The sequence below is a fragment of the Streptomyces sp. RPA4-2 genome, from assembly GCF_012273515.2.
Classification (GTDB): domain Bacteria; phylum Actinomycetota; class Actinomycetes; order Streptomycetales; family Streptomycetaceae; genus Streptomyces; species Streptomyces kaempferi.
Genome location: NZ_CP050975.2, coordinates 8327492 through 8353175, shown reverse-complemented (window position 1 = coordinate 8353175; position 25684 = coordinate 8327492). Strand labels below are relative to the sequence as shown.

General features: G+C 66.5%; 21 protein-coding genes and 4 pseudogenes. 13 read left to right on the top strand and 12 right to left on the bottom strand.

Translation table 11 applies throughout. The features are described 5' to 3' along the window. The first annotated feature begins 20 nt into the window (after nucleotides 1-20). From HEP85_RS36465 to HEP85_RS36455, 3 genes and pseudogenes are all read left to right on the top strand, one after another. On the top strand, nucleotides 21-797 hold the full coding sequence (locus HEP85_RS36465) for a GNAT family N-acetyltransferase (protein ID WP_168531734.1): 777 nt from the start codon (nucleotides 21-23) through the stop codon (nucleotides 795-797). Nucleotides 798-849: 52 nt separating this feature from the next. Next, nucleotides 850-1191 carry a hypothetical protein gene (locus HEP85_RS36460; protein WP_248002222.1) on the top strand — a complete coding sequence of 114 codons (342 nt, stop codon included), beginning with the start codon at nucleotides 850-852 and terminating at the stop codon, nucleotides 1189-1191. Nucleotides 1192-1380: 189 nt separating this feature from the next. Beyond that, nucleotides 1381-1658, top strand: a pseudogene (locus HEP85_RS36455) (transposase); the annotation flags it as partial. A 179-nt stretch (nucleotides 1659-1837) separates the two neighbouring features. Here HEP85_RS36455 and HEP85_RS36450 read toward each other — a convergent pair. The 4 genes from HEP85_RS36450 to HEP85_RS36435 form a co-directional block, all read right to left on the bottom strand. Next, complete coding sequence (locus HEP85_RS36450; protein ID WP_168534427.1) at nucleotides 1838-3022, bottom strand: IS110 family transposase; 1185 nt, start codon at nucleotides 3020-3022, stop codon at nucleotides 1838-1840. A gap of 289 nt (nucleotides 3023-3311) precedes the next feature. Beyond that, a complete protein-coding gene (locus HEP85_RS36445) occupies nucleotides 3312-3764 on the bottom strand; it encodes a DUF5959 family protein (RefSeq protein ID WP_168531733.1) in 453 nt (150 codons plus the stop codon). Between the two features lie 105 nt (nucleotides 3765-3869). After that, on the bottom strand, nucleotides 3870-4307 hold the full coding sequence (locus HEP85_RS36440) for a transposase (RefSeq protein ID WP_248002221.1): 438 nt from the start codon (nucleotides 4305-4307) through the stop codon (nucleotides 3870-3872). Between the two features lie 104 nt (nucleotides 4308-4411). Continuing rightward, nucleotides 4412-5029 (bottom strand): DUF6000 family protein, encoded by a 618-nt coding sequence (locus HEP85_RS36435; protein ID WP_168534425.1) that lies wholly within the window; start codon nucleotides 5027-5029, stop codon nucleotides 4412-4414. Between the two features lie 231 nt (nucleotides 5030-5260). On the opposite strand from HEP85_RS36435, the gene HEP85_RS36430 reads away from it, so the two are divergent. Beyond that, nucleotides 5261-5830: a hypothetical protein gene (locus tag HEP85_RS36430; RefSeq protein WP_211118124.1), complete on the top strand. Its 570-nt coding sequence runs from the start codon at nucleotides 5261-5263 to the stop codon at nucleotides 5828-5830. Here the strand turns inward: HEP85_RS36430 and HEP85_RS36425 are convergent. From HEP85_RS36425 to HEP85_RS36405, 5 genes are all read right to left on the bottom strand, one after another. After that, nucleotides 5812-6396: a YrhB domain-containing protein gene (locus HEP85_RS36425; protein ID WP_168531732.1), complete on the bottom strand. Its 585-nt coding sequence runs from the start codon at nucleotides 6394-6396 to the stop codon at nucleotides 5812-5814. The two genes, HEP85_RS36430 and HEP85_RS36425, sit on opposite strands and share 19 nt — an antisense overlap. After that, nucleotides 6393-7028, bottom strand: a complete 636-nt coding sequence (locus HEP85_RS36420; RefSeq protein ID WP_248002220.1) for a hypothetical protein — start codon at nucleotides 7026-7028, stop codon at nucleotides 6393-6395. The genes HEP85_RS36425 and HEP85_RS36420 overlap by 4 nt, the downstream gene beginning before the upstream one ends. 36 nt (nucleotides 7029-7064) lie before the next feature. Further along, nucleotides 7065-7229 carry a hypothetical protein gene (locus tag HEP85_RS36415; RefSeq protein WP_248002219.1) on the bottom strand — a complete coding sequence of 55 codons (165 nt, stop codon included), beginning with the start codon at nucleotides 7227-7229 and terminating at the stop codon, nucleotides 7065-7067. Between the two features lie 25 nt (nucleotides 7230-7254). Continuing rightward, nucleotides 7255-7446: a hypothetical protein gene (locus HEP85_RS36410; RefSeq protein WP_168531731.1), complete on the bottom strand. Its 192-nt coding sequence runs from the start codon at nucleotides 7444-7446 to the stop codon at nucleotides 7255-7257. 178 nt (nucleotides 7447-7624) lie between these two features. Next, the gene (locus tag HEP85_RS36405) at nucleotides 7625-7798 is read right to left on the bottom strand and encodes a hypothetical protein (RefSeq protein WP_168531730.1); all 174 of its coding nucleotides are present in this window, start codon (nucleotides 7796-7798) and stop codon (nucleotides 7625-7627) included. Between the two features lie 62 nt (nucleotides 7799-7860). Here HEP85_RS36405 and HEP85_RS36400 point away from each other — a divergent pair, with 62 nt between their 5' ends. From HEP85_RS36400 to HEP85_RS36380, 5 genes and pseudogenes are all read left to right on the top strand, one after another. Beyond that, nucleotides 7861-8055: a hypothetical protein gene (locus tag HEP85_RS36400; protein ID WP_168531729.1), complete on the top strand. Its 195-nt coding sequence runs from the start codon at nucleotides 7861-7863 to the stop codon at nucleotides 8053-8055. A gap of 151 nt (nucleotides 8056-8206) precedes the next feature. Continuing rightward, the gene (locus HEP85_RS36395) at nucleotides 8207-8731 is read left to right on the top strand and encodes a hypothetical protein (protein ID WP_168531728.1); all 525 of its coding nucleotides are present in this window, start codon (nucleotides 8207-8209) and stop codon (nucleotides 8729-8731) included. 601 nt (nucleotides 8732-9332) lie between these two features. After that, nucleotides 9333-10028: a hypothetical protein gene (locus tag HEP85_RS36390; protein ID WP_168531727.1), complete on the top strand. Its 696-nt coding sequence runs from the start codon at nucleotides 9333-9335 to the stop codon at nucleotides 10026-10028. Nucleotides 10029-10110: 82 nt separating this feature from the next. Beyond that, nucleotides 10111-10539: pseudogene (locus HEP85_RS36385) on the top strand (DUF1524 domain-containing protein); the annotation flags it as partial. Nucleotides 10540-11366: 827 nt separating this feature from the next. Continuing rightward, nucleotides 11367-11735 carry a hypothetical protein gene (locus HEP85_RS36380; protein WP_168531725.1) on the top strand — a complete coding sequence of 123 codons (369 nt, stop codon included), beginning with the start codon at nucleotides 11367-11369 and terminating at the stop codon, nucleotides 11733-11735. Nucleotides 11736-12082: 347 nt separating this feature from the next. On the opposite strand, the gene HEP85_RS36375 is transcribed toward HEP85_RS36380, so the two are convergent. The 3 genes and pseudogenes from HEP85_RS36375 to HEP85_RS36365 all read right to left on the bottom strand — a co-directional run bounded on the left by HEP85_RS36375 (nucleotide 12083) and on the right by HEP85_RS36365 (nucleotide 18861). After that, nucleotides 12083-17278 carry a beta strand repeat-containing protein gene (locus HEP85_RS36375; protein WP_369658153.1) on the bottom strand — a complete coding sequence of 1732 codons (5196 nt, stop codon included), beginning with the start codon at nucleotides 17276-17278 and terminating at the stop codon, nucleotides 12083-12085. Nucleotides 17279-17371: 93 nt separating this feature from the next. Beyond that, a pseudogene (locus HEP85_RS36370) lies at nucleotides 17372-17764 on the bottom strand (Ig-like domain repeat protein); the annotation flags it as partial. 44 nt (nucleotides 17765-17808) lie between these two features. Continuing rightward, nucleotides 17809-18861 (bottom strand): beta-propeller fold lactonase family protein, encoded by a 1053-nt coding sequence (locus tag HEP85_RS36365; RefSeq protein WP_369658005.1) that lies wholly within the window; start codon nucleotides 18859-18861, stop codon nucleotides 17809-17811. 1505 nt (nucleotides 18862-20366) lie between these two features. Here HEP85_RS36365 and HEP85_RS36360 point away from each other — a divergent pair. The 4 genes and pseudogenes from HEP85_RS36360 (at nucleotide 20367) to HEP85_RS36345 (ending at nucleotide 25071) form a co-directional block, all read left to right on the top strand. Further along, the gene (locus tag HEP85_RS36360) at nucleotides 20367-21677 is read left to right on the top strand and encodes a beta-propeller fold lactonase family protein (protein WP_369658004.1); all 1311 of its coding nucleotides are present in this window, start codon (nucleotides 20367-20369) and stop codon (nucleotides 21675-21677) included. Beyond that, a complete protein-coding gene (locus HEP85_RS36355; protein ID WP_369658152.1) occupies nucleotides 21575-22075 on the top strand; it encodes an Ig-like domain-containing protein in 501 nt (166 codons plus the stop codon). The genes HEP85_RS36360 and HEP85_RS36355 overlap by 103 nt, the downstream gene beginning before the upstream one ends. A 14-nt stretch (nucleotides 22076-22089) precedes the next feature. After that, nucleotides 22090-22194 (top strand): annotated as a pseudogene (locus HEP85_RS36350) (hypothetical protein); the annotation flags it as partial. Nucleotides 22195-22239: 45 nt separating this feature from the next. Next, entirely contained in the window at nucleotides 22240-25071 is a 2832-nt protein-coding gene (locus tag HEP85_RS36345; protein ID WP_369658003.1) for an Ig-like domain repeat protein, read from the top strand. Nucleotides 25072-25684 lie beyond the last annotated feature (613 nt).

Here is a 25684-nt window from a genome sequence, read left to right as displayed (position 1 = left end):
ACCCAGTGAAAGGCAACCCCGTGATCCAACTCCTCCCCCGCCAACTTCCCGCCCTCTCCCGGTGGTTCCCCGCCGCGGCGCCCGGCCCCGCCGCCCTCGCCGAACACGCCCTGGCGACCGGAACCGGGCAATGGTGGGCCGACCGGGCGGTGCACCCACGCACCGTCGCCGTACGCTGCGGTGACCACGCCCTGCTGCGCGGTGACCCGGATGCCCTCACCGCCGGGGACCTCACGCCGCTGGCCGACTGCTGCATCGACGCACCCGACCGCTTCCTCCCCGCCCTCGGCACCGCATTCGACCAGGTCATCCCGTGGGAGCGCATGGTGTACACCCAACGCACATCGCCCACCTCCACACCCCGTCTCCCTTGGGGCGTGACGCTGCGACGGCTGACGCCCGAGCACGCCCCGGCCCTCGCCGAACTCGGCACTGACACAGCTTGGATCCACGGCACATGGGGCGGACCGACCGCTCTCGCGGCCTCCGGTCTCGGCTGGGCCGCGTTCCACAAGGACCACATCCTCGCCGTCGCCTGCGCCCACCTCCTGAGCAGCAGATACGAGGACATCGCCTGCGTCACGGTCCCCGAGCACCGGCGCGAACACCTGGCCATCGCCTGCGTCACCGCCCTGTGCACGGACATCGCGGCCCGCGGCCACACCCCGAGCTGGTCCTGCTCCCGCGACAACCGCCCCAGTCGCCTGCTCGCCTGGACCGCCGGCTTCCGACTGGAGCGCGAGTACGTCCACTACGTGACGGGAAGTCCCACGCGGCACGACCGCCTCACCGCATAGAAGCCACACCACCGCACGGCCCCAGACACCGCGCGCAGGAAAGAGATCCGAAGTGACCAGGGCTCCCCTCCTCACCCTGCCGATCCTCGACGGCGGCTACGAGCTGACGATCCGCAAACTGAAACTGCAGGACGACTCCTTCACCATCCACTACTCGATCACTCCGGCCGTGCCCGACGCCGACAGCGCCGCGCCCCCCTTTCTGCCCTTCCTGGAGGCGAAGGACGACCTGGGCAACGAATACCTCGACTGGGCGGCGCCTACGGCCCGAGCCCTGACGGAATCCGCACCGAAGGTTCCCTCACCGGCCGGCCCGCCCCGCCTCCAGAGGCGCAGGTCCTCCTCGTCCGCATCACGGTCGCCCAGGACAGCCGCGAGACGGCGTACGACATGACCTTGCGCACTCACGCCTGAAACACCTCTCCCGACAGCGACGGCAAGGGCTGGCCGAGACGTTCACCGCTTACGGGCGTGGATGCTGCAGGGCCTGTCCGACATGAGGCAAACGACCCCGCGTCCACGTCGGCTAGGTCGTGTCCGATGGGCCGTGTGACGCTTCGGTTGGAAACTCGTTCCGTGGGTCATGGGGCGGGGGGATCTCTCCGATGAAGAGTGGGCTCGGCTGGAGCCGCACTTGCTTAAGCGAGTCGTGGGTGGGGTGGACGCTGGCAATGCCACGGTCGTTTGATCAACGGGATTCTGTTCCGGCAGCGGACCGGTCTCCCTCGGCGGGACCTGCCTCCCTGGTTCGGTAGCTGGAAGACGGTTCACGATCGTCATCGAAGGTGGTCGGCGGACTGCACGTGGGAGAGAATCCTGCGGGCCGTCCAGACCGACGCCGATGCGGAGGGCCGGATCGACTGAATTGACTTCCTTCGTTCAGCAGCAACCACTAAGTCAAGGCACTCTGGCCTGCCCACACGACCCGTCGGACAGGCCCCAGCCACGGACGCCGATGATCCGGCTCGCGTCAGCCGGTCGGCAGCTACTGATTCCCAATGTGGTTGTCAACGCCTGGCGCGTGACTGATGGTAGCTACCTCAGCCAAGGTTGGCAGCGCGCAACGGCGGGCTGCCCTCGAAGAGACGACCGTCGCGTAGGAGTGCCCACAGGACGTTCAGGCGGCGGCGTGCGAGAGCGATGACGGCCTGCTTATGGGTCTTCTTCTCGGCCCTCTTGCGTTCGTAGAACGCCTTGGAGACTGGGCAGCATCGGGCCGCGACCTGGGCGGACATGTAGAAGACCCGCATCAGGCGACGGCAGTAGCGACGAGGTCGGTGCATATTGCCGCTGATCCGTCCCGAGTCCTTCGGGACGGGCGCCAGGCCGGCGACACCGGCGAGACGGTCGGCGGTGCCGAATACGCGCATGTCGCCGCCGGTGTGGGCGATGAACTCGGCGCCCAGGACGGAGCCGATGCCGGGCATGCTCAGGATGACCTCGGCGTGCGGGTGGTCGCGGAACCGGCCCTCGACCAGGGCGTCGGTCTCGGCGATCTCCTCGTCCAGGGCCATCACCTCCCTCGCCAGCCTGGCCACGACGGCTGCGGCCAGCTTCTCTCCGGGAACGGCAGTGTGCTGGGCCTCGGCGACCTCGACAGCGGTGGCCGCGACGAGCCTGTAGTTGCGGACCTTGCGGTTCTTCAACCAGACGGCCAGGCGGTTCCTGCCAGCCCGACGCAGAGCGGCCGGCGTCTGGTAGCCGGTCAGCAGGACCAAAGACGCCTTCGAAGTGCTGTAGTCGAAGGCCCGCTCCAGGGCCGGGAAGTATCCCAGCAGCTGGGCCCGCATCCGGTTGATCGCCCTCGTGCGGTCCGCGGCCAGGTCCAGGCGGCGAGAGGTGAGGATGCGCAAGTCCACGGCGATGGCGTCGCCGTGGTGCAGCGGCTGGAGATCGCGCCGCATGCGGGCCTGGTCCGCGATGATGAAAGCGTCCTTCGCATCGCTCTTCCCGTCGCCCCGGTAGGAGCCGGAAGCGTGGTGGACGGTGCGGCCGGGAATGTAGAGGACCTGCTGCCCGTTGCCGGTCAGCAAGGCGATCATCAGCGCGGCCCCGCCGGCATTGAGGTCGATCGCCCAGGTCACCGGCTCCCCCTCGCTCAATGCGAGGACATCTGTGATCACTTCCATCAACGCGGTCTCGTCGTTGGCCACCCGCCGTGACAGTCTGCGCTGGCCCTCCGCGTCGATCACCACGCAGTGATGCTCGGCCTTGCCCGCATCCATACCGGCCCACAGTTCAGGCACAGTCACCTCCGGAGTCGTTTCTGTTCGAGTCCCAGCAGACGACCTCGCCAGCGTGTCCTTACCAAGCGATCTTGCCGCGCGCATCCCAATCAGTGGCCGAGTCGTCGCAGGACACCGGGCGGCCAATCAGTAGAAGCCACTCCTGCGGCATGAACTTGACAGCCATACCCAGCGCCCCTGGGTCTCCCGATCGTACGAGTGACCGGAATCAACCCACCAACAACGTAAGGAACTTGAAAGCGTGTTGTCGGGTGCTTGGATCAGGTGATCAGCGCTTGCGGTTGGGGCTCCACTCGTAGGCTCCTGGGGCCGTCTCGATGACTTCGTGGGGCCAGGTCAGCCGGACCTGTTCCAGGCGCCCGCGGTGCTCGGCGATCCAGTCTCCCTGGGGCCGGGTTCCCAGGAGCGTCGTAAGGCGGTCCGGGTCGCTGACCTGGATCGACAGCCAGCCGTCTTCGTGCATGTGGATATCGAGGCTCAGGCCGCGGTCTCCGCCGATGCTGGCTGTCTTGCCTGGTCCCAGGTTGGACAGCTCCTGCTCCCAGGAGTCCAGGTCATGCTGGAAGAGGTAAAGGTCGAGCCGGGCGTCGACGAAACTCGCGGAGGCCAGCACGTCCGCGTGCAGGATGTCGTGGCCGGTCAGTACGCCCGGCTGGAACCGTCCCGTGATGCGAACGATGCAGCGGTCCCCATCCGGATCGGCGAGGTGGATAAGGTCCATCGGAGCGGGCTCCGTCATGAAGTTGCTCGCTTTCGTGCGCTGGTGTGGGCTGCATCGTCTCCGATCACCGGATGCGCGACACAGTCAGGACCCGGCATGGAGGAGTCACGCGCCCAGGGCCAAGCCGGTGCCGGCGAGACAGCCGTCGACCACGTCCGACCGGTACTGGAGCTTCTTGAGCCGACGCTTGACCGCGCGGGTGACTTGGCTGAGGCTGGCGGCGGCGGCGGCGAGGTTGCCGATGTCGCGCTTGACCAGGGACCACACACCCTCCGTTGGGTTGAGGTCGGGCGCGTACGTGGGCAGCTGAACGACGGTGAGCCATTCGGCGTTTGCGTGGATGAAATCGCCCAGCGGCTTCGTCAGGTGCAGTCGGACGTTGTCCCAGGCCCACACGATCGGGCCACCCAGCTGAATGCGGGACCGGACGATCAGATCACGGAAGTCCCGCCGGCCGAAGCCCTTCGGCTGGCCCCTGCGCCCGCTGTACTCCCGGACCGCATAGAACAGCCGGGCCCGTTCACCAGCCTTGTAGCAGGTCATGCCCGCCATCGACACTCGCCCGGACCGCGGCCGCGCACCCGCACGACCGGAGTGCAGTCCCGGCGGCGGCCATGGTCCAGAGAGACCACCACGAGATGCGGCGGTCATAGCGCCTCGGTGCATTCGTCGACGAACGCGCAAAGCCGACGAATGAGGCTCAAGAAGAAGGGGGTGGGGTCCGAGTCGCCCTGCATGTGAGGTGCATCTTGGAGCCACTGCTGCCATAGGCCACCCGGTTCCCGGAAGCGGTCGGCTTGACCACCTCCAAGGTTCAGGTCGATGAACTGGAGAGCGCCCATGACGACGGTTTGGTCGTAAGCGAGGTCAGGGCGGCAGAGGTAGCGATCAAGGTAGGCGGCGAGCAGATCAGCGTCGCGCGCCGTTCCGAAACTGGCCAGGGCCACGCTGTAGGCCAGCCCGACACAGCAGACCTCGCTGGCCAGCAGGAGTTCTCCGAGGCACTCACGGAACTCGGTCTGGCGGGAGACAGCTACGAGCCAAGCCGCAGTTCTCCGTTCTCTCCAACTGCCCTCAAGAAGCGTGGCGATCTCATGCGGGGTGATGAGTCCCGCGTCCTCACAGAGGTCTCGCATGAATCGGTCGTACTCAGGACTTTTCATGCGCAGCAAGCTGCCGCCGAGATTCAGATATCGCCGCCCGGGCGTGACATAGCGACGAACCAGGGCCGACAACTCGGCATCGTCACGAGGATCACGTATCACACGGCCGATCTTGCCTTGCTGGTGCGAAACGAGGCCAGCCCATTCCTTGCGCTGCTCGTCCGCCGCCCTCATCGGGACCAGCGCGACGGACTGGACGAAATTCGTCAAGCGCGACTGGACCGGCTCATCAGCGGCCGGCGAAGCTACAGCTAAGAAGTCGGTTTCTCTCGTGGGTGAGACCCGACATCATGGACGTCGGTGGGTACATATGCGAGAGGATGAGTGCGGCGGGTGTCTGGAGACGGGCAGGCGGATCTGACGGAGCTGTGGCATCAGAATTGGCCTAATTGCCCTCCAGTAGGGTACAAGCTCCGTGACCCGTATCGAGGTGTCTGGGTACGTTTTCACAGCCTGCCGGAGTCAAAGCGATACGCGGAGGACGAGAGCGAGTACACCGTCGTACTGGAGCGTTACAACACCGTCCTCGATGAGTTGTTCGCTGGTGCGGACGTGTATGTGATCACACCGCTTTGGACGACCGAAGCCGAGGGTCCGCCATCGCAACCCGTCACGGGGTATTGGCAGAGCCTGCTGGTGGGGGACGATCCTGACCCTGAGTTCCGCACGTACTGCCACCTCTTCACCGCCCGCCGGCCCTGGCGGCGTGGCTGCATCGACGAGCTGCTCCGAGACATTGCCGATGACAAGGTGGCGGGCGTCCTCATCACCGACAGCCGGATGCAGCGCGTCCACCACCCCTACGACGGTGGCGCCGACGTCTTCCTTGCCACGTCCGAGGAACGGGACCGGATGCGCGATCGACATGGCGACTGGCTTTCCAGTCATCCCTCGGGTCTCTGATGGGCTCGGATCGCAGCCCCGCTCGGGATGGTCTCCACTGCAAGTACCGGGTTGAAAGACTCCACGAGTTCGTTGGTGGCAACGGCCACGAGGCGCGCGGGCGCATCACCGTCCAGCAGCGCGCTCACGTACTCGATGGCCTCCGCCGGCGAGAGCATCGGCAACCTCTGGCGCAGTGTCCGCACAGCGTGCATGCGTCCGTGCGTAGCGGCGACCCCACAGAGCGCATCGTGCAGGTCGTCTACTGCGGTCCGCACCGGCAGCCCACGTATCCGGACCCGGTAGTCGATCTCCCACTCCCCTGTTTTCGCGGAGACGACGCCGATCTGATGCAGTCCCCCGTCCACGCGGTCGACCAGGTACGGCCCATTACCAATCAGCATGTACTTCGAGTTCCGAGTGCGTACGAACTCCTCGGACTGCCAGGAGACGATCCACACCAGTTCGTGCTCCTCGACACGGACCACAGCCATCCGCATCGCGTCCACACTCACAGCCCGCCACTGCTGATAGTCGCGCTCCAACTGTCCTTCGACAGCGCGAACGGCAGCTTCTCGCTCGATCACCCGTGCAGCATCCCGTATTGCCCCCCATGCCGACCAGCGAATTCGCTCGGCCCAGCGCCACGTACCGAGGGAGCTGACGGACCCTCCTGCCCAGGAATACGACACCTGCGGAACAAGTGCTCTGCGCCAGTACCTGGAGGAGACCGGCGTGCTTGATGATGCGGGACTGGCGCCACAGGCTCGGATTGACCGTGTCCAGGGCAGGTCCGTCGACATAGTCGAAGACCGTGCTGTCGAAGACGATCTCCCCGCGTCCGTCGCGGATCACTCCGCCGTCCGGGAGCGGGGCGATCCGTCCGCGGCTCGTATCGGCGAAGTCGCGTTCGTCGTCGAAGGCCAGCTGGTCGAGGACCGCAGCGTTCGCCGCCTTCGTGAACTCGCTTGCGGGCGGCGGTCATGAGCTGCCTCTCTTCGCGTTCCGGTGCGGGCGGGCGTAAGGGCGGTGCACGGGTCTGGGCGGGCAGGCCGGGGTTGACGCCCACGGGCAGCTTGCGGACCTGGATGTCGATGCTGGCGTCGCCGCCGGCGGACGCCTCGGTGAGGCGGGTGCGGAGCAGGCCGTACGCGACCGCGTTCACGTTGTATCGGCCCCACTCCTTGGCCAGGGACTTGGTCAGCCCGATCACGCCCATCTTGGCGGAGGAGTAGTTGGTGGCCGACGTTGCCCTTCACCCCGCGGCCGAGGAGATGTTGACGACCTTGCGGTGCACTGCCTCGCCGCGCGCCTTCTCCGCCTTCGCCAGGCGGGAGATGTGCGGCTGGGCGGCGCGCAGAATGCGGAACGGCGCCTTGAGGTGCACGTCGAGGATGGCGTCCCACTGCTCGTCGGACATCTCCCATCACCTGGTCACGAGCCGGTCAGGCGATGTCCGCGGTGGCCGCGTTCGCTGTGATCACCAGGTTGTCGACCTCGCGCACATCGCCGAGCGCGGCGGCGATCGTCTCCGGCTGCGACAGGTCAACGGCCAGGCCTCTGGTCAGACCGCCGATTTCGTTGGCCACCGTGTCGGCGTGCGCCGTCGTGAGGCTGGTGATGAGGAGTGTCTCCACGGTCGGCGAATCGCTGGGCTACGGCGCGGCCCAGTCCGCTGCTTCCTCCGACGATGATCGAAGTAGTCACCATTCAGTGGCCTGTTCAGGTCGACGGGTGGCTGCCAAGGAATTCCGTAGAAGCAAGGAGACCCGGGACCGGAACGACGGCCCCGTACGGACTACGACGACGACTTCCTCAAGTAGTCGACGGCGGCGAGGTCGTCGTTGTCGTGGCCGGCTGCGACGGTCGCTTCGAGACGGTCTCGTACGGCCTGGAGCAGAGGGCTGGGGGTGGCGGCGCCGCGGCCAGTTCGATGTCCTTCAGGGCGAGTTGCACCGCGGATCCGGGCGCGTACGAGGCGTCGTCCATGGCGCCTACCGCATGGTGCGGGGCCCCAGGTCGCGGTCCGCGACTCCACCGCCAGCCTGATCATGGCTACCGAACTGAGCCGCGACCAGCTGCCCGGCAACGAACTGGCAGTTCATGTGAACCTGACCGCCAACGCGGACACCAACGTCGCCCCTGAAGACTTCCGGTTCAACGCCCCTGCTCCCGACGGACCTCCGTCCGCCCCTCGGCGCCATCGGTGGTGCTCAGCAGCTTTGTCGGCGTCGCTCGAACTGTGACCCTCTGACGGCGGATCAAACAAGTTCAACCTCAATGGCCAACTCGTTCGGGCTGGCTCTTGTGACGCGCGTAGCACTCGGGCACTATCTCCCTGCTCCACCATGCGGCAGCCCCGTCCCCAAAGTTGTCATGAGCAGGAGGAATCCCCCTATGTTGCATCGCCCGAAACTGCGCTCGGCCCTGTCCGTGCTCGCCCTCGTCCTCGGCGCCCTGTTCGTCCCCGGCGTCGGCGCCTTCGGCAGCGGCGCCACCGAGGCTCACGCCGTCACCAAGCTCACGCACGCACAGGCCACGTCCCGGTTCAGCTCGTCCGGTATCACCTGGTCGTCCTCCGGCGGCTGCTCGAACCGGAACAACGCCACCTGCACGTCCTTCGATCAGCTCAACCTCGCCACCGCCCAGGGGGCCCAGACCCTGAAGAGCGCCACCGGCTGCGCGCTCAACATCACCGGCGGCACCGAGACCGGGCACGCCAGCGGTACGTACTCACACTGGAACGGCTACAAGCTCGACTACGGCAAGTCCACGTGTCTCACCAACTACATCCACACCACCTTCAGCTACATAGGGCTCCGTGGTGACGGCGCTCCCCAGTACCAGTCCGGCTCCGGAAACATCTACGCCGACGAGGGCAACCACTGGGACGTCCTCTACTACAACTGCGGCGGCTGCTGAGCCGGCAGACAGAAGTGCCCCCGTCCGGCGGACGGGGCACGCCGGGGCTCAGAACCCACGCCTGCGGGTCCGCCAGTTCACCTGCGCGGACACCTCCTGCGGGCGGCGAACCTTCTTCCCGTCGTCGAGGAGTTGATGGCCGTTCAGCGCCTCAGAACGGGTCCTTGCCGTAGGGGCGATCGTCGCCGCCACGATCGCCCTGGAGCACTCCCAGCCAAGGTCCACATCCCGCCGCAAGAGTGGTGACCTCCGCATTTACGGCGCATACGGCGCCGCCGGATCGCACACCTGACAGGCGTTGGTCGCTTGACCGGCACCGCGAGTGCAGCGGCCGACCACGCGTGCGGGGCAGGTCAGCCCCTGCACAGTCAGGCCCCCGCGGTCAGATATGTCGATGCCTCCGTACAGCAGTCGGCAGTTATCGGAATCCAGCAGAGGAGACAAACTCACATGGTCAACCCCGTTCTCCGAGGGCTTGGCCGCGCGCTTGGCGGCAGCCGCACCGTCCGTCTCGGTCAGCCGCGCCCATGGGGCCCGCTGTCACCACCTGCGGCTGCGGCTTCCCACCGCACCATCCCTCCGGCACGAAGGAGTTGCAGTGATGACCACGATCGGCACGACCCTCCGACGCCGCGCACGCGCCGCCATCACCCTCGCCGCGGCGGCCGCGCTCGTCGGCCTGCTCCCCACCTCCTCCCAGGCGAACGTCAACAGGTACACCGTCCAGCCGAACTCGCCTAAGCCGACCGGGTGCAACAACTCCGGCACCATCCCGGCCGGCACCTGGATCCAGAACAAGGTCTGCGGCTACTGGGTCGGCACCGCCATGGCCAGCTCGTCCTTCGACGTCCACCAGACCGCCGCCAGCAACTACCACTACGGGCGCAGCTTGGGCGGCAACAACATCTGTGGCTGGATCCCGCCCGGCGCCCTCGGCTCCAGCCCGACCGCGTCCGTCGCGGAGTCGTGCAGCGACGCGACCAAGGACAACATCTCGCACCGCCGAACGATCGGATACAACTTCAACGCAGCCGCGCACGCGGCAACGGACGGCACCGCAATCACGGTCAACCCAGCCTGCACGGCGTACTACAACTACTACACGACCAGTGCATACAGCGACGGTTCACTGCGCGACGTGGCAGGCAATCCAGGGTCCACCGTGATGTATCGCTTCACGACGAACGGGTCCAACCCCGCGATCGTCGTCCGCGACAGCGCGATCGGCTGGATCTTCCTGAGCCGCTCGTGCGTCACAGACTGGAACGGCATCACCTTTTACAACGACAACGACTGATTCGCCGTACGCGACTGCCTGGCGCTTGATCGCACGCCAGGCGAGGGTCTTTTCGAAGGGCCCGTCCGGCGGAAGCCGCAGAATCCTCAAGCGCGACGGCACCAACGTCGTCACCAACTCCTCCTGTGCCGCCACGAGCGGCAGCCGGCACTCCCCCTACGACGGAGCCACCTGGTCCGCCTCATCCGACATCGACATCGACCACCTCATCCCCCTTGCCGAGGCGTGGGATTCAGGAGCCGACAACTGGGCCACCTCCAAGCGACAGTCGCTCGCCAACGACCTCACTCGCCTCCACCTTCTCGCGGTCACCGACAACGTCAACCAGTCCGGGGGCGACCAGGACCCTGCCACCTGGTGGCCCGCCCGCTGCACCTACGCCCATGCCTGGGTCCAGGTGACGTACTACTACGGACTCTCGGTCGACTCCGCCGAGAAGAGCGCCCTGTCCTCAATCCTCAACGGTTGCTGCCCCAACCTCTCGTCGACAGCAGTGCGTCCGTCCCGCTGAAAGCATCCGGTGGGACGGAACGACGGGAAGCCGACCCGTGTCGCAGCTGACAGCGAAGGCGCTTACAGGGGGCGGCCATCAGGACGACATCGCCATCCTGGCCGTGACCCGCCAGCAGTCGTATCCCCGTTGTCTGATTTCTGGTCGATGTCCAGACCCTCCGACCAGTGGACCTGTTGCCCGATCGGGAGCCGTCCAGCCTGGCCAAGGACGGGCAGCGGCCGCCTCGGGAACGTCATGAGGGGAGGCCGGAGTGAGGTAGGGCCTGTTCGCTCCAGACGGTCTCGCCTCCCGCGGTGTAGCGGGTGCCCCATCTTTGGGCGAGTTGAGCGACGATGAACAGGCCGTGTCCACCTTCGTCGACTGTGCGTGCGTGGCGCACAGGAAGGACGAAGGCGCCCTGTTCCAGATCGCCAACGTCTGTGCTGTGGTGGACGAGATCAGGGTCCGTCTGGGTCGTCCGCATTCGAATCGACGTTCCATCGCATCGGGTGGTGGCCCCGAGGGTGGTGCTGAGCCGCTCCGCCACGCCGCTCGCGCGGTCGCCCGCCGGATACGCCTCGCACATGTCGGTGAACACCCTGCACGGCATCGAGGTCGGGGACGGCTTCGAGCGCGTCCGCGTGAAAGCACGGGGTACGCCGCCCGGGCGAAGAAGCCCGTCCCACGCTGCCGGCAGGCGGCGCCCTCGGGCAGCTCGACCCGGACGGGGTCGGCCTGGCCCACTGCTCCAACTGGCCCATGCATAGGCGGCATGCATATGCACATGCCGCTAATCTCACGGATGGTTCGGATGAACCTCTTTGCGGCAAAAAGTGGAGGAAGACATGCGGAGCACGCGTATTCTCGCCGTCGGTGCAATGACCGCGGCGGCGTTCCTGGGCACCGGCCTCAGCGCCCATGCTCAGGGCACGCCCCCTACCAACCCCACTGTCAGCAGCGGGCGTGCCGGCGTCGAGGCCGCCTACGACAGCCGAATCGTTACTCGGCACTTCTCCACCGCCCCTGACGGTGTCCCCCAGACGGTCCACTGCCCGAACTTCACGCGAGTGGTCGGCGGCGGGGCGTACACGCCCAACGGTGTCCTCCAGGGGACGTACCCCACCTCTGACGGCCGGGGTTGGGTGGGCGTCGCCTTCTCGAACGGCACAGGCGGCCTGACGGTCTACGCCGTCTGCAGCCACGTCGTCCGCTGAGTCGGTTCCCACCACCCGATGAGCCCTCAGGAGCAGGACTACGCCAAGCCGCATGCCACCCGTTCGCGACCGGGTGGCATGCGGGGTACTCGTGGCGGAGGCCGACGGGGCTGACGGGGCTGACGGGGCTGACGGGCAGCTCGGTACCGTCGCCCTGATGGCACGGACAGCGGCCGACCGCACATGTCTGCTGCAACTCATCAGAGCTGCCACACGGGCCATCGGTCCGCGCACGACGACGCCGGTTTCCGAGACCGTGCCCAGGTCTTGGAAACCGACGTCATGCACGCGCACCGTCCGTGTCCCGGCACCGCCCAAAGCCGGCCGGGGCACGGACGTTCAGGCCGTCAGCTCACCGTTTGAGTGACCACCGGCGAGGTGCTGGCGTTGTGACTGCCGCTTCCGCTGTACACGGCAGTCAGGGAATGGCTGCCGACACTCAGCGTGGACGTGGTGAACGTGGCGACTCCCGCGGAGAGCCCGCCGGTGCCGAGCAAGGTGGCCCCGTCGAAGAACGAGACGGCTCCGGTGGGTGTGCCTCCGCCGGGGGCAACTGGGGTGACGGTCGCAGTCAAGGTCACCGGCTGGCCGGAGAGCGACGGGTTCGGCGCAGAGGACAGAGCCGTGCTGGTGTTGGCCTTGGTCACCGTCTGGCTGATGGTGCTGGAGGTCGAGGTGTTGTAGTTGCTGCTCCCGTTGTAGGTGGCCCTGACGGAGTGTGCTCCGACGCTCTGTGTCGAGGTGGTGAATGTGGCCACTCCCCCGGTGAGGGTCGCCGGCGTCTGGGGGATACCGCCGATGAAGAACGTCACCGTTCCGGTCGGCGTGCCACCCCCCGGAGCGACCGCCGCGACGATTGCCGTCAAGACCACCGGCTGCCCGAACACCGACGGATTCGGCGAAGAGGACACGCTCGTCGTGGTGTTGGCCTTGTTGACCGTCTGCACATCCACCGGCGACGTGGAGCCGTTATGGGTGCCACTCCCCCCGTAAACCGCAGTGAGCGCATGACTCCCGGCGTTCAGCGTGGCGGTGGTGAACGTCGCCACACCCCCGGAAAGAGTGCCCGTACCCAGCAGCGTCGCACCATCGAAGAACGACACCGTCCCACTCGGAACACCCGTCCCAGGAGCGACGACAGCCACCGTGGCCGTCAACACCTTCCCCTGACCGAACACCGACGGATCCGGCGCCGACGTGAGGACCGTCGTCGTGGCAGCCACGTTCACCGTCTGCGTGTCCACCGGAGACGTCGAACCATTGAAGTTGACACTCCCCCCATAGACCGCGGTGAGCGCATGACTCCCAACACTCAGCGTGGAGATGGCGAACGTCGCCACACCCCCGGAGAGAGCGCCCGTACCCAGCAGCGTCGCACCGTCGAAGAACGACACCGTCCCACTCGGAACACCCGCTCCCGGCGACACAACAGCCACCGTGGCCGTCAACACCTTCCCCTGACCGAACACCGACGGATCCGGCGCCGACGTGAGGACCGTGCTGCTGTCAGCCGCAGTGACCGTCTGCGGATCCACCGGGGAGGTGGACGCGTTGTGATTGCCGCTTCCGCCGTATACAGCGGTCAGGGAGTGACTGCCGACGGTGAAGGCTGACGTGGTCAGGGCGGCGATTCCGCCGACAAGAGTGGCGGTCCCGAGCAGCGTGGCGCCTTCGAAGAAGGACACGGCCCCGGTCGGAGTACCACCTCCTGGAGCTACGGGCGTGACGGTGGCAGTCAGCACCTTCGCCTGGCCGAACACCGACGGGTCCGGAGCCGACGCCAATGCCGTGGACGTGTTGGCTTTGGTCACCGTCTGGTTGATGGTGCTGGAGGTGGAGGTGTTGTAGTTGCTGCTCCCGTTGTAGGTGGCCCTGACCGTGCGGGTGCCGACGCCGAGAGTGGTGGTGGTGAATGTGGCCACTCCCCCGGTGAGGGTCGCCGGCGTCTGGGGGATACCGCCGATGAAGAACGTCACCGTTCCGGTCGGCGTGCCACCCCCCGGAGCGACCGCCGCGACGATTGCCGTCAAGACCACCGGCTGCCCGAACACCGACGGATTCGGCGAAGAGGACACGCTCGTCGTGGTGTTGGCCTTGTTGACCGACTGCACATCCACCGGCGACGTGGAGCCGTTGTGGGTGCCACTCCCCCCGTAAACGGCGGTGAGCCCATGGCTCCCGGCGTTCAGCGTGGCGGTGGTGAACGTCGCCACACCCCCGGAGAGAGTGCCCGTACCCAGCAGCGTCGCACCATCGAAGAACGACACCGTCCCACTCGGAACACCCGTCCCAGGAGCGACGACAGTGACCGTGGCCGTCAACACCTTCCCCTGACCGAACACCGACGGATCCGGCGCCGACGTGAGGACCGTCGTCGTGGCAGCCACGTTCACCGTCTGCGTGTCCACCGGAGACGTCGAACCATTGAAGTTGACACTCCCCCCATAGACCGCGGTGAGCGCATGACTCCCAACACTCAGCGTGGCGGTGGTGAACGTCGCCACACCCCCGGAGAGAGTGCCCGTACCCAGCAGCGTCGCACCATCGAAGAACGACACCGTCCCACTCGGAACACCCGCTCCCGGCGACACAACAGCCACCGTGGCCGTCAACACCTTCCCCTGACCGAACACCGACGGATCCGGCGCCGACGTGAGGACCGTGCTGCTGTCAGCCGCAGTGACCGTCTGCGGATCCACCGGAGACGTCGAACCATTGAAGCCGACACTCCCCCCATAGACCGCAGTGAGCGCATGACTCCCAACACTCAGCGTCGAGATGGCGAACGTCGCCGCACCCCCGGAAAGAGTGCCCGTACCCAGCAGCGTCGCACCATCGAAGAACGACACCGTCCCACTCGGAACACCCGCCCCCGGAGCGACGACAGCCACCGTAGCCGTCAACACCTTCCCCTGACCGAACACCGACGGATCCGGAGCCGACGTGAGGACCGTCGTCGTATCAGCCGCAGTGACCGTCTGCGTGTCCACCGGAGACGTCGAACCATTGAAGCCGACACTCCCCCCATAGACCGCGGTGAGCGGGTGGCTGCCGACGCCGAGGAACGAGGTGGTGAGAGTCGCGACTCCGCCGACAAGAGTGGCGGTCCCGACCAACGTGGCACCGTCGAGGAAGGAGACCGACCCGGTCGGAGTACCACCTCCTGGAGCAACGGGCGTGACGGTCGCAGTCAGCACCTTGGCTTCGCCGAATGCTGACGGGTCGGGCACCGAGGTGAGTGCAGTGGTGGTGTCGGCCGCGTTCACGCTCTGCGAATCCACCGGAGACGTCGAGACGTTGAAGTCGGGGCTTCCACCGTAGACGGCGGTCAACGCATGGCTTCCGACGCTCAGAGAGGAGGTGGTGAGGGTTGCCACGCCGCCGGCGAGGGTGCCGGTGCCGAGGAGGGTGGCCCCGTCGAAGAACGACACCGTCCCGGTCGGCGTACCTGCTCCAGGGGCGACGACCGTGACCGTAGCGGTCAGAACCTTGGCCTCGCCGAACACGGACGGATCAGGAGCCGACGTGAGCGTCGTGGTCGTGTCCGCCGCACTCACCGTCTGTGCATCGACGGGCGACGTGGAACCATTGAAGTCACCACTCCCGCCATAGACAGCGGTGAGAGCGTGGCTGCCGACGCTCAGCGTGGACGTGGCCAGCGTCGCAACACCACCGGCCAGAGTGCCGGTCCCGATCAGCGTCGCGCCATCGAAGAACGACACCGTCCCGCTCGGAACACCCGCTCCCGGCGCCACAGCAGCCACCGTGGCCGTCAGCACCTTGCCCTCACCGAACACGGACGGATCAGGAGCCGACGTGAGGAACGTCGTCGTATCAGCCGCATTCACCGTCTGCGTGTCCACCGGAGACGTCGAACCGCTGAAGTCACCACTCCCGCCATACACGGCAGTCAACGGATGACTGCCGACACTGAACGTGGACGTGGTCAGCGTCGCCACACCACCGGCGAGAGTCCCGGTGCCCAGCAACGTCGCGCCATCGAAGAACGACACCGTCCCGCTCGGAACACCCGCTCCCGGCGCCACAGCAGCCACCGTGGCCGTCAGCACCTTGCCCTCACCGAACACGGACGGATCAGGAGCCGACGTGAGCGTCGTGGTCGTGTCCGCCGCACTCACCGTCTGCGTATCAACAGGCGACGTCGAACCATTGAAGTCACCACTCCCGCCATAGACGGCGGTGAGAGTGTGGCTGCCGACGCTCAGCGTGGACGTGGTCAGCGTCGCCACACCACCGGCCAGAGTGCCGGTCCCGATCAGAGCCGCGCCGTCGAAGAACGACACGGTCCCGGTGGGAGAACCCACTCCGGGTGGGACGACTGACACTGTGGCGGTGAGGATCTTCGCCTGACCGAAGGAGGACGGGTCAGGAGCCGACGTGAGCGTCGTGGTCGTGTCCGCCGCATTCACCGTCTGCGTGTCAACAGGGGACGTCGAGCCGTTGAAGTCACCATCGCCGCCATAGACAGCAGTCAACGGATGGCTGCCGACGCTGAGAGTGGAGGTGGTGAGGGTGGCGACGCCGGCGGCGAGGGTGCCGGTGCCGATCAGAGCCGCGCCGTCGAAGAACGACACCGTCCCGGTCGGAGTACCCGCTCCTGGTGCGACTGCGGTGACCGTCGCTGTCAGGACCTTGCCCTCACCGAAGGATGACGGGTCAGGGGCGGAGGTGAGGGTGGTGGTCGTGTCCGCTGCGGTCACGGTCTGCGTATCCACGGGCGACGTGGAACCATTGAAGTCACCATCCCCGCCATAGACGGCGGTGAGAGCGTGGCTGCCGACGCTCAGCGTGGACGTGGTCAGCGTCGCAACACCACCGGCCAGAGTGCCGGTCCCGATCAGCGTCGCGCCATCGAAGAACGACACCGTCCCGCTCGGAGAACCCACTCCCGGCGCCACAGCGGTGACCGTCGCCGTCAGCACCTTGCCCTCACCGAAGGATGACGGGTCAGGAGCCGACGTGAGCGTCGTGGTCGTGTCCGCCGCATTCACCGTCTGCGTGTCAACAGGGGACGTCGAGCCGTTGAAGTCACCATCGCCGCCATAGACAGCAGTCAACGGATGGCTGCCGACGGTGAGGGTGGAGGTGGTGAGGGTGGCGACGCCTCCGGTGAGGGTGCTGGTGCCGATCAGGGTCGCGCCGTCGAAGAACGACACCGTCCCGGTCGGAGTACCCACTCCGGGTGGGACGACTGACACTGTGGCGGTGAGGATCTTCGCCTGACCGAAGGAGGACGGGTCAGGAGCCGACGTGAGCGTGGTGGTCGTGTCCGCCGCGGTCACGACCTGTGTGTCGACGGGCGACGTGGATCCGTTGAAGTCCCCATCCCCTCCATAGACAGCAGTCAACGGATGGCTGCCGACGGTGAGGGTGGTGGTGGTGAGGGTGGCGGTGCCGGCGGTGAGGGTGCTGGTGCCGATGAGGGTGGCGCCGTCGAAGAACGACACGGTCCCGGTGGGAGTACCCGTTCCTGGTGCGACTGGGGTGACCGTGGCTGTCAGGACCTTGGCCTCACCGAACACGGAGGGGTCGGGGGCGGAGGTGAGCGTGGTGGTCGTGTTCGCCGCGCTCACGGTCTGGGTGTCGATGGGCGAGGTCGATCCGTTGTAGCTGGCGCTGCCGTTGTAGGTGGCGGTGAGTGGATGGCTGCCGACGGTGAGGGTGGAGGTGGTGAGGGTGGCGGTGCCGGCGGTGAGGGTGCTGGTGCCGATGAGGGTGGCGCCGTCGAAGAACGACACGGTCCCGGTGGGAGTACCCGTTCCTGGTGCGACTGGGGTGACCGTGGCTGTCAGGACCTTGGCCTCACCGAAGGCGGAGGGGTCGGGGGCGGAGGTGAGTGTGGTGGTCGTGTTCGCCGCGTTCACTGTCTGCGTGTCGACGGGGGACGTCGAGCCGTTGAAGTCTCCATCGCCGCTATAGACAGCGGTCAACGGATGGCTGCTTAGAGCGGTGAGGGTGGTGGTGGTGAGGGTGGCGGTGCTTAGAGCGGTGAGGGTGGTGGTGCCGATGGGGGTGGCGCCGTCGAAGAAGGTGACGGTGCCGGTGGGGGTGCTTAAGCGTCGGAGGTGACGGTGGCGGTGAGGGTTTTGGTTTGGCCGAAGACGGAGGGGTCGGGGGTGGAGGTGAGGGTGGTGGTGGTGGGGAAGGGGATGGTTTCGGTGACGCTGACGGTGTTGTCGCTGTTGTTGGTGACGTAGGCGTGGGTGCCGTCGGGGGTGAGGGCGATGCCGAAGGGGCCCATGCCGACGGGGAGGGTGAAGGTGACGGTGTTGGTGGTGGTGTCGATGATGCTGACGGTGTTGTCGCCGTTGTTGGTGATGTAGGCGAAGAGTCCGTTGGGGGAGATCGCTACGTTGGTCGGTGCGCTGCCGACGGGGATGGTGGTGGTGACGGTGTTGGTGGTGGTGTCGATGATGCTGACGGTGTTGTCGCCGTTGTTGGTGACGTAGATGGTCAGGCCGTTGGGGGTGGCTGCCGCTCCGGTCGGTGAGGTGCCGACGGGGATGGTGGTGGTGACGGTGTTGGTGGTGGTGTCGATGACGCTGACGGTGTTGTCGCTGACGTTGGTGACGTAGACGGTCAGGCCGTTGGGGGTGACGGTGACCCCGAATGGTGCGTTGCCGACGGGGATGGTGGTGGTGACGGTGTTGGTGGTGGTGTCGATGACGCTGACGGTGTTGTCGCCGACGTTGGTGACGTAGACGGTCAGGCCGTTGGGGGTGGCTGCCGCTCCGGTCGGTGAGGTGCCGACGGGGATGGTGGTGGTGACGGTGTTGGTGGTGGTGTCGATGACGGAGACGGTGTTGTCGCTGACGTTGGTGACGTAGACGGTCAGGCCGTTGGGGGTGATGGCCACCCCTAACGGTGAGGTGCCGACGGGGATGGTGGTGGTGACGGTGTTGGTGGTGGTGTTGATGACGGAGACGGTGTTGTCGCCCTCGTTGGTGACGTAGGCGAACAGGCCGTTGGGGGTGATGGCCACCCCGGTCGGGAAGTTGCCTACGGGCACGGTCGGGTCGAGCAGTGCTGTTACCGGTGTCCGTCGGTATGCGAGCTGTCCGATTCCGAGCAGCTGTCGCCACTTCGACTGAAAACTCTTGGCCATGACGCACCCCTTGATCGTGATGCGGGTTGTCTGGACGGTCGACCTGGGTGCCGGGTTTTTCACGGCATCCAGGTGTGTCCGGAAAACCTTCCAAGGGAGTTGCCCACTCGGCAGGGCCACTGGCTATTTCGGCCAGCACATGCGACGGCCCATCCCCCGGGAAGGATGGGCAACCCACCGAGTCCAATACCAGAAGTAACGCACCGATCCCCGCAAGCGGACAGACACAGAGACCCATATTCACTCCAAAGGACTAACCCAAGACGCGGTTGCCCAAGGCGTCACGCCGACTCAATGGAGCTGATCTCTCGCCCTGAGGGTTGTCACACACCGGCTGGTCGCGATGAGCAGTTAACGCCGACCAAGTGGCCGACCGATGGGGCGGTCGCCCCTCTTCTCGATGCAGAGTTGGAGGGCGGCTACCAACTGGCGGACGTCGTCGATGGGTCTTTGGAGGAGCGGCTCGAGGCTTCCCCCTTGCTGCTGGCCGGCGATCTCCTGCGACGCAGGATCTCCCGGCGTATCGGGCCGGCTTGAACTTGAAGTCGACGTCGTCGCCGCAGCACATGACGGCCGACCGCACTCCGACCACGCCAAAGATCATTACGACTCACGGTGGCGTGTGCCCCACCGAGCCATCAGGCCCTTCTCGACTGAGCTCATCTCTGCTGAAAAGGCGATCCATTGACTCATGCACGACGAATCTGCACACGGTAGGCGCCCTCAAAGCAGTGGCGCTGAGACGTCGGTGTGAAGGGTGCCGCAAGCGCCAGCTCACTCCTCAATGACGTGATGCCGACGTGAGGCGTCGGCAACTCCGTCAGCGGACTGTCGCCTCCGGAAAGTTGAGCGTGCTGGTCCAGGTGCATGCGGATCGGCTCTGCCGGCGGGGGGCAGGCGGTATTCAAAGTCCAAGTAGGCACGCCGAGTTACCTACCGGCTGTCAGCGGGATGAGTAGCCGATCGGCGACTGCCTTGCCAACAGATCGCATGCCACCGTGAAGTCTCCTGGGCCCCGAACCGCCACGGTGAACAAGCGACGGGACTCGACCGAGATAATCGACGCCGCCCGTCGCCTGCCGTCCTGCAGAGATCGCAATCGGGCGTCCTTGCTCGGCCTCAACTGCTCACGCTTTCTGTGAGCATGGCGTGCGTGCATGTGATCACCCAGAAGTGGAGGTGCCCAGGTCACTCACCACGGTGAGCGTCGCCTTGTCGATTCCCACTCTTGCTGGACGGCGTCTTGGGTTAGTCCTTTGGAGTGAATATGGGTCTCTGTGTCTGTCCGCTTGCGGGGATCGGTGCGTTACTTCTGGTATTGGACTCGGTGGGTTGCCCATCCTTCCCGGGGGATGGGCCGTCGCATGTGCTGGCCGAAATAGCCAGTGGCCCTGCCGAGTGGGCAACTCCCTTGGAAGGTTTTCCGGACACACCTGGATGCCGTGAAATACCCGGCACCCAGGTCGACCGTCCAGACAACCCGCATCACGATCAAGGGGTGCGTCATGGCCAAGAGTTTTCAGTCGAAGTGGCGACAGCTGCTCGGAATCGGACAGCTCGCATACCGACGGACACCGGTAACAGCACTGCTCGACCCGACCGTGCCCGTAGGCAACTTCCCGACCGGGGTGGCCATCACCCCCAACGGCCTGTTCGCCTACGTCACCAACGAGGGCGACAACACCGTCTCCGTCATCAACACCACCACCAACACCGTCACCACCACCATCCCCGTCGGCACCTCACCGTTAGGGGTGGCCATCACCCCCAACGGCCTGACCGTCTACGTCACCAACGTCAGCGACAACACCGTCTCCGTCATCGACACCACCACCAACACCGTCACCACCACCATCCCAGTCGGCACCTCACCGACCGGAGCGGCAGCCACCCCCAACGGCCTGACCGTCTACGTCACCAACGTCGGCGACAACACCGTCAGCGTCATCGACACCACCACCAACACCGTCACCACCACCATCCCCGTCGGCAGCGCACCATTCGGGGTCACCGTCACCCCCAACGGCCTGACCGTCTACGTCACCAACGTCAGCGACAACACCGTCTCCGTCATCGACACCACCACCAACACCGTCACCACCACCATCCCCGTCGGCACCTCACCGACCGGAGCGGCAGCCACCCCCAACGGCCTGACCATCTACGTCACCAACAACGGCGACAACACCGTCAGCGTCATCGACACCACCACCAACACCGTCACCACCACCATCCCCGTCGGCAGCGCACCGACCAACGTAGCGATCTCCCCCAACGGACTCTTCGCCTACATCACCAACAACGGCGACAACACCGTCAGCATCATCGACACCACCACCAACACCGTCACCTTCACCCTCCCCGTCGGCATGGGCCCTTCGGCATCGCCCTCACCCCCGACGGCACCCACGCCTACGTCACCAACAACAGCGACAACACCGTCAGCGTCACCGAAACCATCCCCTTCCCCACCACCACCACCCTCACCTCCACCCCCGACCCCTCCGTCTTCGGCCAAACCAAAACCCTCACCGCCACCGTCACCTCCGACGCTTAAGCACCCCCACCGGCACCGTCACCTTCTTCGACGGCGCCACCCCCATCGGCACCACCACCCTCACCGCTTAAGCACCGCCACCCTCACCACCTCCACCCTCACCGTCGGCAGCCATCCGTTGACCGCTGTCTATAGCGGCGATGGAGACTTCAACGGATCAACGTCCCCCGTCGACACGCAGACAGTGAACGCGGCGAACACGACCACCACACTCACCTCCGCCCCCGACCCTCCGCCTTCGGTGAGGCCAAGGTCCTGACAGCCACGGTCACCCCAGTCGCACCAGGAGCGGGTACTCCCACCGGGACCGTGTCGTTCTTCGACGGCGCCACCCTCATCGGCACCAGCACCCTCACCGCTCTAAGCACCGCCACCCTCACCACCTCCACCCTCACCGTCGGCAGCCATCCACTCACCGCCACCTACAACGGCAGCACCAACCACAACGGATCGACCTCGCCCATCGACACGCAGACAGTGAGCGCGGCGAACACGACCACCACACTCACCTCCGCCCCCGACCCCTCCGCCTTCGGTGAGGCCAAGGTCCTGACAGCCACGGTCACCGCAGTCGCACCAGGAGCGGGTACTCCCACCGGGACCGTGTCGTTCTTCGACGGCGCCACCCTCATCGGCACCAGCACCCTCACCGCCTAAGCGTCGCCACCCTCACCACCACCACCCTCACCGTCGGCAGCCACCCACTCACCGCCACCTACAACGGCAGCGCCAACCACAACGGATCCACCTCCCCCACCGACACCCAAAGCGTCAACAAGGCCAACACCACCACCGCCCTGGTCTCAGTACCGGATCCGGCGGTGTTCGGCCAGACGAAGACTCTGACCGCAGCAGTCACCGTGGTCGTACCCGGAACCGGCATCCCCACCGGGACGGTCTCGTTCTTCGACGGCGCCACCCTCATCGGCACCAGCGCCCTCACCGGAGGCGTCGCCACGCTGACCACCGCCACCCTCACCGTCGGCAGCCACGCACTCACCGCGGTCTACGGGGGCAGCGCCAGCTACAACGGATCGACCTCGCCCATCGACACCCAGACGGTCAACAAAGCCGGTACCAGCACTGCCCTGACCTCCGCCCCCGACCCCTCCGTCTTCGGCCAACCGAAGATCCTCACGGCCACCGTCACCGCCACCGCACCCGGAACCGGCACACCCACCGGGACGGTCTCGTTCTTCGACGGCGCCACCCTCATCGGCACCAGCACCCTCACCGCCGGCACCGCCACCCTCACCACCTCCACCCTCACCGTCGGCAGCCACCCACTCACCGCCACCTACAACGGCAGCGCCAGCTACAACGGATCGACATCCCCCGTCGACACCCAGACAGTGAACAAAGCCGGTACCAGCACTGCCCTGACCTCGGCCCCCGACCCCTCCGTCTTCGGCCAACCGAAGGTCCTCACGGCCACCGTCACCGCCACCGCACCCGGAACCGGCACACCCACCGGAACGGTCTCGTTCTTCGACGGCGCCACCCTCATCGGCACCGGCACCCTCACCGGAGGCGCCGCCACGCTGACCACGTCCACCCTCAGCGTCGGCAGCCACGCACTCACCGCGGTCTACGGGGGCAGCGCCAGCTACAACGGATCGACCTCGCCCATCGACACCCAGACGGTCAGCAAGGCCAACACCAGCACCACGCTCACCTCGGCCCCCGACCCCTCCGTCTTCGGCCAAGGCAAGGTCCTCACCGCCACGGTGGCGGTCACCGCTCCGGGCGGGGGCACGGCGAACGGGACGGTGTCGTTCTTCGACGGCGCCACGCTGCTGGGCACCGCCGTGCTGTCCGGGGGTGTCGCCACCTTGACCACCGGCACGTTGGGCGTCGGCAGCCATGCGCTCACCGCTGTCTACAACGGCAGCGCCAACTACAACACCTCCACATCCCCCGTTGATACGCAGACGGTGAACCCGGCCAACACGGCCACCGTCCTGACGTCGGCTCCCGACCCGTCCGTGTTCGGTCAGCCGAAGGTCCTCACGGCCACCGTCACCGCCACCGCACCCGGAACCGGCATCCCCACCGGAACGGTCTCGTTCTTCGACGGCGCGACCCTCATCGGCACTACCACCCTCACCGGAGGCGTCGCCACCCTCACCACCTCCACCCTCAGCGTCGGCAGCCACGCACTCACCGCCACCTACGGGGGCAGCGCCAACTACAACACCTCCACATCCCTCATCGACACACAGACGGTCAACAAAGCCGGTACCAGCACCACGCTGACCTCGGCCCCCGACCCGTCCGTCTTCGGCCAGCCGAAGGTCCTCACGGCCACCGTCACCGCCACCGCACCCGGAACCGGCACACCCACCGGGACGGTCTCGTTCTTCGACGGCGCGACACTGATCGGCACCAGCACCCTCACCGGAGGCGTCGCCACGCTGACCACCTCCACCCTCAGCGTCGGCAGCCACCCACTCACCGCCACCTACGGGGGCAGCGCCAGCTACAACACCTCCACCTCCCTCATCGACACACAAACGGTCAACAAAGCCGGTACCAGCACCACGCTCACCTCGACCCCCGACCCCTCCGTCTTCGGCCAGCCGAAGGTCCTCACGGCCACCGTCACCGCCACCGCACCCGGAACCGGCATCCCCACCGGGACGGTCTCGTTCTTCGACGGCGCGACCCTGATCGGCACCAGCACCCTCACCGGAGGCGTCGCCACGCTGACCACCTCCACCCTCAGCGTCGGCAGCCACGCACTCACCGCCACCTACAACGGCAGCGCCAGCTACAACACTTCCACCTCCCTCATCGACACACAGACAGTCAACAAGGCCAACACCAGCACCACGCTCACCTCGACCCCCGACCCCTCCGTCTTCGGCCAGCCGAAGGTCCTCACGGCCACCGTCACCGCCACCGCACCCGGAACCGGCACCCCCACCGGAACCGTCTCCTTCTTCGACGGCGCCACCCTCATCGGCACCAGCACCCTCACCGGAGGCGTCGCCACCCTCACCACCTCCACCCTCACCGTCGGCAGCCACCCACTCACCGCCACCTACAACGGCAGCGCCAACTACAACACCTCCACCTCCCTCATCGACACACAAACGGTCAACAAGGCCAACACCAGCACGGCCCTCACCGCCTCGCCGAACCCCTCGGGGTCCGGCCAGGCGGTGACTCTGACGGCCACCGTCGCGGCAGTGGCCCCCGGCGGCGGGACTCCGACGGGAACCGTGTCGTTCTTCGACGGCGCGACCCTGTTGGGCACCGGGGCGCTCTCCGGAGGGGTGGCCACGTTCACGACCTCCAGCCTGAGCGTGGGGAGTCACTCGCTGACCGCCGTGTACGGCGGAAGCGGTAGCTACAACGGCTCGACCTCACCCGCCGTGACCCAGACCGTGTCCGCGAGCCTTCCCCCGAATCTCGTGGCTGCGATCCCGAGCTCCGGGTCGACCGTCGGCGGCACGAGCGTCCTGCTCGTCGGTTCCAACCTCAACGGCGTCACCTCGGTCACGTTCGGCGGCGTCCCGGCCACCATCGTGTCGCAGTCCTTCGGGACGTTCGTGACCGTCACGAGTCCACCCCACAGCGCCGGCACGGTGAACGTCGTCGTCAACACGGCCTCAGGTCCCAGCAACCCGGTGAACTTCACCTACATGTGAGCCTCCCGGGGCACAGCCCCTGTATCCCGGCCGGTGTTCCGGCCGGGATACAGGGCTGCCCAGGGAGACGACCGAAGGCACGTCATTCGTGCGGCCCGGGAGGCTCCCAAGGGCCTGACCGGCGGCCTGCCACATCCTCCGGCTGTCCCCTTCCGCAACCTGCGGTCAGCTGCCGTGCGCGACGGACAGGGGGCTGCCACCGGGCTACGACTGTCACGGCAGTGCGGGGTGGGTTAGGACCGGACGAGTGCCGGAACGTTTCATCAGCAAATTTTACGTCAGCGACCGGGAAGAGTCGGCGAAGGCGAACCGCCCGGTGGTACGACGTCCCTGTTTCCATCCTCGCGCTCCGCCGAATGGGTGGCCTCACGCCAAGAGCATTGTGTCAGATTCGCTGAAGTGAATTACTGAGGCCATCCGAGTAGGTGGGCTGCCCTCCCTCCATCGAGGAGCGTGGCAGCCGGTCTTACGTATCAAGGCCTTGATCGCGCTGCTGCGATGGGCCTCTTCGCGGAGGAGGACGATTCACCAGCCGGTTGCATCCCGGATGCGGCTGGGTGGTGCGGCAGGCTCGTACGACGCCACGGCGTCACGCGAGCCATCCACACCACCC

What these genes read in the sequence shown, in the direction of transcription:
- HEP85_RS36450 (WP_168534427.1), bottom strand. Translation starts at nt 3,022, where the DNA reads ATGGATGCGGGCAAGGCCGAGCATCACTGCGTGGTGATCGACGCGGAG.
- HEP85_RS36445 (WP_168531733.1), bottom strand. Translation starts at nt 3,764, where the DNA reads ATGGACCTTATCCACCTCGCCGATCCGGATGGGGACCGCTGCATCGTT.
- HEP85_RS36440 (WP_248002221.1), bottom strand. Translation starts at nt 4,307, where the DNA reads ATGACCTGCTACAAGGCTGGTGAACGGGCCCGGCTGTTCTATGCGGTC.
- HEP85_RS36420 (WP_248002220.1), bottom strand. Translation starts at nt 7,028, where the DNA reads ATGGGCGTGATCGGGCTGACCAAGTCCCTGGCCAAGGAGTGGGGCCGA.
- HEP85_RS36415 (WP_248002219.1), bottom strand. Translation starts at nt 7,229, where the DNA reads ATGTCCGACGAGCAGTGGGACGCCATCCTCGACGTGCACCTCAAGGCG.
- HEP85_RS36405 (WP_168531730.1), bottom strand. Translation starts at nt 7,798, where the DNA reads ATGGACGACGCCTCGTACGCGCCCGGATCCGCGGTGCAACTCGCCCTG.
- HEP85_RS36400 (WP_168531729.1), top strand. Translation starts at nt 7,861, where the DNA reads ATGGCTACCGAACTGAGCCGCGACCAGCTGCCCGGCAACGAACTGGCA.
- HEP85_RS36395 (WP_168531728.1), top strand. Translation starts at nt 8,207, where the DNA reads ATGTTGCATCGCCCGAAACTGCGCTCGGCCCTGTCCGTGCTCGCCCTC.
- HEP85_RS36390 (WP_168531727.1), top strand. Translation starts at nt 9,333, where the DNA reads ATGACCACGATCGGCACGACCCTCCGACGCCGCGCACGCGCCGCCATC.
- HEP85_RS36380 (WP_168531725.1), top strand. Translation starts at nt 11,367, where the DNA reads ATGCGGAGCACGCGTATTCTCGCCGTCGGTGCAATGACCGCGGCGGCG.
- HEP85_RS36365 (WP_369658005.1), bottom strand. Translation starts at nt 18,861, where the DNA reads ATGGCCAAGAGTTTTCAGTCGAAGTGGCGACAGCTGCTCGGAATCGGA.
- HEP85_RS36360 (WP_369658004.1), top strand. Translation starts at nt 20,367, where the DNA reads ATGGCCAAGAGTTTTCAGTCGAAGTGGCGACAGCTGCTCGGAATCGGA.